Below are 7,033 nucleotides of genomic sequence, written 5' to 3' on the forward strand. Positions count from 1 at the left end.
CCATAAAACAGGTGTGGGAGAGTTTTTCCAGCTGTGCGGCAACAGCAGCCTTCACTTTTGGGTGCAGGTGACCTGTGTTGAGTACGGCTATGCCACCGGCAAAGTCGATGAACTCACGGCCTTCAACATCTGTGACGGTAGAGTTTTCTGCCGACTCAATAAAAAGAGGATGTAGCAGGCCAACACCGCGTGCTACGGCGTCATTTTTACGATTGATCAGCGATTGATTGGTATTACTCATGGTGTTCTCCGATTTATACGCTCAGGCAGAGGTATTTCATTTCCAGATATTCTTCGATGCCGTGACGCGAACCTTCACGTCCCAGCCCTGATGATTTGATGCCACCAAACGGGGCTATTTCTGTGGAAATCAGCCCGGTGTTGATGCCTACCATACCGTATTCCAAAGCTTCTGCGACTTTCCAGACACGCGACAGGTCTTTGGCGTAAAAGTAGGCTGCCAGCCCGTATTCAGTGGCATTGGCCAGTTGAATAACTTCTGCTTCGTCCTCAAAGCGAAACAGCGGTGCAAGAGGGCCGAAGGTTTCTTCTTTTGCCACTTTCATGTCTTGTGTGGCTTCACTAATGATGGTTGGTTCAAAAAAGGTAGCACCTAAAGCATGGCGTTTGCCACCCAACAGCAGTTTTCCGCCCTTGCTGATGGCATCCTGCAAGTGGTTTTCCACCTTCTCAACGGCGCGTTGATCGATCAGCGGGCCAAGGTGAACCCCTTCATCCAGGCCGGAGCCAACGTTTAATGCAGCAACTGCAGCGGTAAACTTTTGTGCAAAGGCATCATAAACGCCAGCCTGTACATAAATACGGTTGGCACAAACACAGGTCTGACCGGCGTTGCGGTATTTGGAGATAATCGCGCCTTCTACTGCGGCATCCAGATCAGCATCATTAAACACAATGAACGGTGCGTTACCGCCCAGCTCCAGCGAAAGTTTTTTCATGGTGGGTGCACAGGCTTGCATCAGGTGGATGCCAACCGCAGTGGAGCCAGTGAAAGACAGTTTGCGCACGACCGGGCTGCGGGTCAGTGCATCACCCACCTTGCGGGCATCATCCATGTCCGCTGTGACCACATTAAACACACCAGCGGGTATGCCTGCTTCCTCGGCCAGTTGTGCCAGCGCCAGTGCAGAAAGTGGAGTCTGGGGTGCGGGTTTCAGAACCATGGTGCAACCAGCGGCCAGTGCGGGTGCCGCTTTGCGAGTGATCATGGCGGATGGAAAGTTCCAGGGTGTGATGGCCGCCACGACACCCACGGGTTGTTTAAGCACCAGAATCCGTTTGTCCGGTTGATGACCGGGTAGCACTTCACCATCGACCCGTTTGGCTTCTTCTGCAAACCATTCAATAAAAGAGGCGGCATAAGCAATTTCTCCTCGGGCTTCTGCCAGAGGTTTGCCCTGTTCCAGTGTCATGATTCGAGCCAGTTCTTCCTGATTTTGCATCACTAGATCAAACCAGCGACGCAGCAGTTGGCTGCGGGTTTTGGCGGTCAGAGCACGCCAGGCAGGCAGCGCTGCCTCTGCGGCTTGAATCGCTTGCTCGGTATCTATGTCATCCATGGAGGGGGGGCTGGCAAGTAGCTCCTTGGTAGCTGGGTTAAATATTTCATAACACTTGCCACTCTTGGCTGTTGCCCAGCACCCGTTGATATAGGCTCTGTTTTTGATCAGTTCTGTGCCGTTTTCTGGCATGATAAACCTCATTAACCGTTAATAATATTTAACATCATAGGCGCAACAAGCTGTTTCAGGAAGCAAAATCAGGATTGAGATTTAAGTCGCTCATTACGACGCCGCAACAGCTCCATGACCAGCAGTAACAATGCCGACAAGACAATCAGGATGGTTGCCATGGCTGCAATGGCCGGGCTGATGTTTTCACGGATACCGGAGAACATCTGCATGGGTAAGGTGCGCTCGGACGGGCTGGCAATAAAAAGTGCAACCACCACCTCGTCAAAGGAAGTCGCAAAGGCAAACAGGCCGCCAGATGCCACACCGGGCAGAATCTGGGGCAGCACCACTTTAAAAAACACCTGCAATGGATTGGCTCCCAGGCTGGCACCAGCGCGCACCTGATTGTGATCAAACCCTTGCAGAGTAGCGTTTACGGTGATGACTACAAAGGGTACACCCAGTGCAGCATGAGCCAGAATCAGGCCAGTGTAGGAGTTCAGTAATCCTGCTTGGGCAAAAAAGAAATACATGCCCACGGCAACAATCACCAGTGGCACTACCATTGGTGATATTAGCAGTGCCAGCAGCAAGCCTTTTCCGGGAAAGTCGGCTCTGTTCAGTCCTACGGCTGCCAAAGTGCCAAGAATCATCGCTAGTAGTGTGGCAAAAGGAGCGACGATCATGCTGTTCTTCAGCGCTGTCAGCCATGGCCCTTGAGTGTTAAATATTTCCTGATACCAACGCAGTGAAAAGCCATCCAGAGGGTAGGTCAGAAAGCTGCCGCTATTAAAGGATAACGGCACAATCACCAGCACGGGCAGCATCAGAAAAAACAGGATGCAGGCACAGAAAATTCGAAAGACCCAGTACCAGATTTTCTCTATCGGTGTTGCAAAGGGTTGCAGTGACATGAGCTTAATTCCTGATCAGTTGCTTTTGATTAACCAAGCGGTGATAAACCAGATACAGCAGCAGGGTGATAATCAGCAGCAGACTGCCAAGGGCGGCTGCCATGCCCCAGTTGTTGGTGGTATTGGTGTAGTAGGCGACGTAATAACTCACCATCTGATCGGAAGGGCCACCCACCAGAGCCGGGGTGATGTAATAACCCAGCGCCATGATGAAGACCAGCAGCGTACCGGCAGCAACACCGGAGATGGTTTGTGGGGCATAAACCTTCCAGAAGGCAACAAACGGGTGGCAGCCGAGGGAAATGGCAGCACGCTGGTAGTTGGGTGATATGCCTTTCATGACGCTATAGAGTGGCAGAATCATAAAGGGTAAAAGGATGTGCACCATTGCTGCCAGTACGCCAGTCCGGTTAAAGACCAGCTGCAAGGGCGAGTCGATCCATCCGGCACTGATCAGGGTGGTGTTAATCAATCCACCACTTTGCAGCAGCACAATCCAGGACGCGGTTCTGACTAGCAAGGAAGTCCAGAAGGGCAGCAGTACAAAAATCATCAGCAGGTTGCTGGTGGATGTTGGCAGGGTAGCCAGCAGGTATGCCAGAGGAAAACCAAGCAGCAGGCAGATGAGCGTAACCGACCCTGAAATCACCAGGGTGCGCTGGAAAACTGAAAGGTAAACACGTTGCTCTTCTGCCACCGATTGGATCTGGCCTTGATCATCACGTTTCATATCCAGTGCCGCCAGTAAATAACGATCCGTGGTGGCTGATGCAGCGCGTTGTATGGCAAGCCAGGTGGTGGTTTCTGACCAGGCTGGATCGGCCTGTTGAACAGCTAGTGCGTAGGCGGTAAGGCTGCCATCCGCAGGTAGCTGGCGCAAAGTGCGTACCAACAGCCCACGGAAAGTTGGATCTTCATAATTGAGACGCCGACCGACTTTACCCAGTCCGCCACTCTGACGTGACATCTGCAGTTCTTGTGCAAAAGTACCAAAAACCTCTGTGCTCGGCAGTTGCTGACCATCCCACTTTTGAATCAGCTCGGCAGTGAGGGGCATCTCTTGCATCAGCTCACTATTATCAATACTGCGCCAAAGCATCTGGGTAATTGGAATGACAAAAACCACGACCAGAAATATTGCCAGTGGCATAACCAAAGCAGCCGCCTTGATTTTGCGCAGGCGTTCAGCCTGGTGCAGCTGGCGTTTCAGCCGGCTGCTATCGGTCAGGTGAGGCTGTGACTGAGCCATTGTTGCGGTCATGCGTCTCTCCACAGTTGCGGGTAGGGGAATTACAGGCGTGAAGCCCAGGCATTAAAGCGTTGTTCCAGCTCCTCGCCAAAATCCACCCAGAAGTTGGTATCCATCGACAAGGCACCTTTCAGGTTATCGGCATGGGTTGGCATTCTGGCGGCCTGTTTTGCAGACAGTGAGGCTAGTGCTGCGGGATTGACAGGGCCGTAAGGGATGGCAGAGGAGTAAACCGCCTGGGTATCTGCCTGACTGGCAAAACGGATGAAGTCATAAGCTGTTTCGCGGTGTTTTGAACCAGAGACAATCGCCCAATAATCCAGGTCATAAACGCTGCCTTGCCAGGCAATCGCCAGGTTGCGCCCTTCTTCCTGAGCTGCTGCAATGCGGCCGTTGTATGAAGAGGACATGACAACATCGCCTGCTACTAACCACTGAGGAGGCTGTGCACCTGCTTCCCACCATTGGATGTGTGCACTGATTTCATCCAGCTTGGCAAAGGCTCGGTCAACACCACCGGGGGTACGCAGAACGGCATACACCTGGTCTGCTGGTACACCGTCAGCCATCAAGGCAAACTCCAAGGTGTACTTGGCACCGCGGCGCAGACCACGCTTGCCAGGGAAGTCTTTTACGTTCCAGAAGTCCTGCCAGGTTTGAGGTGCACGAGGCAGGCGATCAGCGTTATAGGCCAGCACGGTAGACCATACAAAAGTTCCCACACCGCATTCTTCAACCGCAGCACCAATTAATTGATCCTCAATACCCAGCTTTTTCCAGTCAATCGGCTCAAACATGCCTTCAAAGCAGCCTCGTGCCAGCTCAGGAGATTCAACTTCTACCAGATCCCAGCTGACGTTTCCGGTTTCCACCATGGCGCGAATACGGGATAGTTCGCCGTTATAGTCACCAGGCACTAGTCGAACGCCAGTTTTCTGGCTGAAAGGGGTGTAATAGGCTTTTTGCATGGCTTCGCCGGATGCACCGCCAAAAGAAATAACGGTAAAGGCTTGAGCCGCAGAGGCCATTAACAGTCCACCACCAAGCAGGGTGGCGACCAGGGATTTTTTAAACTTTGCAGTGCGTTTGGCTGTGTTTTGCATGATTTGAATCTCCTGATGCAGTTTTAAAAATGTAGCTTTTGTTCAACTTAAGGGTTTGCTGTGCAGTCGAGTGATCGGATGTCCTCATCACGCCAGCCCAGAGCAACTTCGGCACCCACTTTAAGTGTCGGGCAAAACTCTGTAACAGGTACTCGCGCCATAAATTGATCGTTGCCTGCCACCTCACACCGCACGCGCAGGTGATCACCCAGGTAGATGAATTCACGAATATGCCCGGTAACTTTGTTGGGCATCGTGGCGGCAGAGCCATTAAGGTGGACACGTTCCGGGCGTATCGAAAGGCTGGTTGGAGCCCCTGCTTCATGAATGTTGACCCGTCTGGCGCGGGTGGTTAACCCTTGACCAAAACGAACCCGGCAGTAGTTGTCTTCCACTGTTTCAACTCTGCCGAGCAGGGTGTTGTTTTCACCGATGAACTGCGCAACAAAGGCGTTGGATGGGTTTTCGTAAAGATTTTGTGGCGTATCGATTTGCTGAATCACACCATCATTAAATACCGCCACTCGATCAGACATGGTCAGTGCTTCACTCTGGTCGTGAGTAACAAAAACCACGGTGAGGCCAAGCTGCTCATGTAGATGTTTGATTTCCAGTTGCATGTGTTCACGTAACTGTTTATCCAGTGCGCCCAGCGGTTCATCCATCAGCACCAGCTGAGGCTCAAAAACCAGTGCCCGTGCCAGTGCCACACGCTGTTGTTGTCCACCGGAAAGCTGGGTTGGTCTGCGTTTTGCAAACTCACCCAGCTTGATGGTGTCGAGGATGCGGCTGACGCGTTCATCCGCCTCTGCACGGGGAACCTTGCGAGCCTGGAGGGGGAAGCGTAAATTTTCTTCCACCGTCATGTGGGGAAACAGGGCATAATTCTGGAACACCATGCCAATATTGCGTTTGTGAGGCGGAAGGGTGTTGAGGCGTTGCTCTCCGAGGAAGATGTCACCCGTTGTGGGTACTTCAAAGCCTGCCAACATCATCAGGCAAGTAGTTTTGCCTGAACCTGATGGCCCCAAAAGGGTGACAAACTCCCCTTTGCCGATAGACAGGTTAAGGTCCCTGACGACCAGATTCTCACCATCGTAGGTTTTCTGCACTCCGGAGAACCGAACCAGAGTATCCGCGTCGGAACCTGTTTGCATGGGCTATCCTCTCCTGAAAATTTGTTAACTAAATTAAACGGTCTGGACGTCATGGTCTGGATCTTGCTGGTTGATCCGCACAGTAACGTGGCTCATATCTGGCAATTTATAAGCATAAATCAGGCCAAAAAGCCAAATGCAGCAGAAATACTGAAGAATAAGCGTTAAGTTTATTTATCGCGTCGGCAGGTGCTAGCAGGGTGCACTGAGGTCGGGCGGAAGATTAATTAAAGACACCAAAATGGTGCGGAAGCTGAATTATGAGACAGGCTGTGTGTGATCCGTCGCTTGATTTAGGCGCAAGATTGAAACGAGTTAGAATGCAGGCAGGTATTTCTCAGCGTGAGCTGGCGAGGCGTGCCGGTGTTACCAATGCTGCAATTTCATTGATTGAGTCCAACCAAAGCAGCCCTTCGGTGGCATCGCTGAAAAAGGTGCTGGAAGGCATTCCAATGAGCCTTAGTGATTTTTTTGCTTTGGAGGCACCGGAGCCGAGCCAGGTGTTCTTTCGTGCATCCGATTTGTTGCCGCTGGCACAGGGTGCGGTCAGCTTTCGTCAGGTGGGGGATGCGCGTAAACACAACCTGCAGATACTGCATGAGCACTATGCGCCCGGAGCGGATACGGGGCGAAGCATGTTGCAGCATGAGTCTGATGAAGGCGGCGTGGTGATTCAGGGTGAAATTGAACTGACCGTTGGTGATCAGCGGCAAATCCTTCGCAAGGGTGATGCCTACCTGTTTGATAGCAGAACACCGCACCGCTTTCGGAACCTGTCTGAAGAGGAATGTATTATTGTCAGTGCCTGTGTCCCCCCTTATTTGTAACTCTAGTACACACAAGGATGTTACCTGGCTTCACATTTCCAGCAGAATTTTGCCTATGTGCTGGCTGCTTTCCATCAGTTGATGGGCTT

Annotated in this window: 7 protein-coding genes; 1 reads left to right on the top strand and 6 read right to left on the bottom strand. The window is 52.0% G+C overall.

Annotated features, from left to right (window positions below; all coding sequences use genetic code 11):
- The 6 genes from IBX50_RS15415 to IBX50_RS15440 form a co-directional block, all read right to left on the bottom strand.
- Window positions 1–241, bottom strand: a 241-nt coding sequence (locus tag IBX50_RS15415) for an aminotransferase class III-fold pyridoxal phosphate-dependent enzyme (RefSeq protein ID WP_292257184.1), incomplete at its 3' end; no start/stop codon positions are given.
- Window positions 242–254: 13 nt separating this feature from the next.
- Window positions 255–1,712 carry an NAD-dependent succinate-semialdehyde dehydrogenase gene (locus tag IBX50_RS15420; RefSeq protein WP_292257185.1) on the bottom strand — a complete coding sequence of 486 codons (1,458 nt, stop codon included), beginning with the start codon at window positions 1,710–1,712 and terminating at the stop codon, window positions 255–257.
- 68 nt (window positions 1,713–1,780) lie between these two features.
- Window positions 1,781–2,608, bottom strand: coding sequence for an ABC transporter permease (locus IBX50_RS15425; RefSeq protein WP_292257186.1), 828 nt, complete (start codon window positions 2,606–2,608; stop codon window positions 1,781–1,783).
- Window positions 2,609–2,612: 4 nt separating this feature from the next.
- On the bottom strand, window positions 2,613–3,869 hold the full coding sequence (locus IBX50_RS15430; RefSeq protein ID WP_292257187.1) for an ABC transporter permease: 1,257 nt from the start codon (window positions 3,867–3,869) through the stop codon (window positions 2,613–2,615).
- Between the two features lie 29 nt (window positions 3,870–3,898).
- On the bottom strand, window positions 3,899–4,960 hold the full coding sequence (locus IBX50_RS15435; protein WP_292257188.1) for an ABC transporter substrate-binding protein: 1,062 nt from the start codon (window positions 4,958–4,960) through the stop codon (window positions 3,899–3,901).
- A gap of 47 nt (window positions 4,961–5,007) precedes the next feature.
- The gene (locus IBX50_RS15440; protein ID WP_292257189.1) at window positions 5,008–6,117 is read right to left on the bottom strand and encodes an ABC transporter ATP-binding protein; all 1,110 of its coding nucleotides are present in this window, start codon (window positions 6,115–6,117) and stop codon (window positions 5,008–5,010) included.
- 260 nt (window positions 6,118–6,377) lie between these two features.
- On the opposite strand from IBX50_RS15440, the gene IBX50_RS15445 reads away from it, so the two are divergent.
- Complete coding sequence (locus IBX50_RS15445; RefSeq protein ID WP_292257190.1) at window positions 6,378–6,944, top strand: cupin domain-containing protein; 567 nt, start codon at window positions 6,378–6,380, stop codon at window positions 6,942–6,944.
- Window positions 6,945–7,033: the final 89 nt, after the last annotated feature.

The sequence above is a fragment of the Marinospirillum sp. genome (assembly GCF_014859565.1).